We start from the raw sequence: 2728 nt of genomic DNA, 5'->3' as shown, positions 1-2728 counted from the left end.
CTTGAAGCTGTGTGACATCTATAGCGGGGGGCTCATTGGTTTGTTCCTGAGCGTGTACAGCGGTAAAAGACAACAGTGTGGCGGCTGAAAACAGTACAGCGATAAAGGGTTTGATCATGAGACGTACTCTCCTTAGTGATTAGGGTAAAAAACAGTAAACGTGCGCCTACTTATTAATTTTTACCCATAACCTAAGCTCGATAAAAGCATAGGACGTTATGTTCGTTTAGGTCTTACGAAATGGTATTTCTAGCATCAAAACAATCGCAATCGACAGTAATTTCCCTCGACTCAGCCGACCGGGCCAGGCAGTTTGGCTATTTTTGCACGAACTAGCTCACGAGAATAGTTTGCTGTAGGGTTCGGTCGCTTGTCGCCATGATGGACCACAGGGCTTAACTTGCGTTGCTGCCAGAATAGGAAGAGAGGTAAATGAGGAGAAAAAGTGTCTGGCTAAAGCTTGCCTATGTTGCGAATCTGCTTTTGCTGTGCGGGTTGGTGGTGCATCAAGGGTACGTAAACCTGACGGAACCCGATTTTACCTCGGTTCATGCGGATCAGGTCGATGCGATTCGACAGGTCGTGGGCGAACGAAGTGACTTTCGCTTTGCCGTCGTCGGTAATGTCAATAATTCGGTAAGGATCTTTCAGGATGAAATCGTTCCAAGAATCCATGAAGAAGGTTACGATTTCGTCATTTCGGCGGGCAATGCCGTCTCCGGCGGCCAGGCGGAAAGTTATCGTTTGGTCCACCGGATCTTAGGGCGTCTTGAAATACCCTATCTACTGACCTTTGGCGATAACGAAGAGAGTGATTTTGGCAGCTTTCGTTTCTATGAACAGTTCGGGCCGCACTTCTTTTCTTTCGTGACCGATGATGCGCACTTCCTGTTTCTCGACGGTACCGGAAAGTCTTCCTATTCCTGGCAACTGGACTGGCTGGAGCGGGAACTTAGTGCGTCGAGGGCGTCACATCGCTTCGTTTTTATCGGCCTGCCGGTGCACAGGGAGCTGGCCGATACGCCTGTGTTTGAATCCGATCACTACCTGGAGGCACCGGCCTTTCGCCACGGATTAATCACGCTGTTCGAGCAGTACGACGTGGATGTGGTGTTTTCGGCGAATCTAACCCTTTTTTCACGACTTGAAAGTCATGGCGTCGAATATGTGACCACAGGCGGCGCGGGCGGCCTGATTGTTGATAGCGGGTCGAGCTTTCACCACTATATAGATGTTCAAGTGTCTGAAGACGGTATTGCGATGGATCCGGTCCCCCTGGATGTCACCCTGTCGGCTTGGCAGAAAACCCTGGACAGCTTGTGGGGAGCCATCTATTCGTTCTTCTATGTCAGCTACCTGCGCTTTTTGCTCATCATCAGTGCGTTGCTGCTGCTGGCGTTTCACCTGCACCGGTTGATCACCGAGGAGCGTGACTACTATCCGGATTACGATGTTGATCCCACACCGTATTTGGGACGCGAACTGCGAATTGGCATGTATTCCAATAATTATTTTCCCTTCGTCTCCGGTGTCACCGTCTCGGTGGATCGACTGCGCCGTGGCCTGAGCGAACTGGGCAATCAAGTGTTGCTGTTCGTACCCCGTTATCGTGAGCCGGGAGAAGACGATGACGACATCGAAAGGGCGCCAACCCTGGCCTCCTTTGGGGAAAAGGGCGAGTTTCGTTTATCAAACCCTTTTCTACCGCGACTGTACCGGCGCTTAAAGGTGTTCAAGCCCGACATCATCCATGTTCACCATCCTTTCTGGCTGGGGTCGCTGGGCTTGTTTATGGGGCGTCGTCTCAAGGTGCCAGTGGTCTACACCTACCACACGCGCCTGGAACACTATTCACACTTTGTGCCACTGCCAGGCATGTTGTTTCGCAACCTTATTTCCCACTACCTGATCCGGCGGTTTTCCAACAAGTGTCAAGGAGTGGTGGTGCCGACGCATTCCGCGGAGGAGTATCTGAGAGTGATCGGGGTCACCACCAATACCTTGGTACAGCCCACGGGAATCGATGTCGCGCGATTTCGAGACGTGGACGAGGAGCGCTTAGCCAAGCTTCGTCAAACCTATGATATTGCCGAGGATGAGGTAGTGTTGGTGAGCGTGTCGCGAATCAGCCAGGAGAAAAATATAGAATTCATGCTGGAAGCCCTGTCTGTCGTGCGTGAGCGTGGGTATGACAACTTTCGGCTCTTGTTGGTTGGTGACGGGCCTGCTCGCCAACTTATCCAGGCGCGTATTGAGGTGCTAGGGCTGGATGAAAATGTCGTGCTGGTGGGGGCGGTACCGCCCGACGAGATGGCGCTTTATTATCACTTGGGCGACATCTTCGTCTTTGCTTCTAAATCCGAGACTCAGGGCATGGTGATCCTCGAGGCGATGTCGGCGGGCCTGCCGGTGGTGGCGGTGCGCTCCAGCGGTATTGACGATGTCATCCTCGAGGGAGAGAACGGCTACAAGACCCCCGAAAATCGCCAGGCCTGGGGAGAACGATTGCAGTCACTGTTGGAAGACCCCGAGCTGCGTCACACCCTTGGCGGGAAGGCACAGATCTTTGCGGGCGAGCACGATGTCAGCGTCTTCGCCCGCCGTACCCACGATTTCTATGCCTTTTTGCTCGCCCAGTACCACAGTGGCCGGCGCTGGCGTCGCTAGCGGCGCTTGGTCTTGTGCCGAGAATACTGCCGCAGTGCTACCAGCAAGGCGATGCCTGCGG

1 protein-coding gene is annotated in these 2728 nt (G+C 53.3%); it reads left to right on the top strand.

What is annotated here, in order from left to right; genetic code table 11:
• Positions 1-432 precede the first annotated feature (432 nt).
• Positions 433-2667 (top strand): glycosyltransferase, encoded by a 2235-nt coding sequence (locus QC823_RS16075; RefSeq protein WP_309657354.1) that lies wholly within the window; start codon positions 433-435, stop codon positions 2665-2667.
• Positions 2668-2728 lie beyond the last annotated feature (61 nt).

Source organism: Vreelandella vilamensis (assembly GCF_031451755.1).
Taxonomy (GTDB): Bacteria; Pseudomonadota; Gammaproteobacteria; order Pseudomonadales; family Halomonadaceae; genus Vreelandella; species Vreelandella vilamensis.
This window is presented reverse-complemented; position numbering and strand designations above follow the sequence as displayed.

What these genes read in the sequence shown, in the direction of transcription:
- QC823_RS16075 (WP_309657354.1), top strand. Translation starts at nt 433, where the DNA reads ATGAGGAGAAAAAGTGTCTGGCTAAAGCTTGCCTATGTTGCGAATCTG.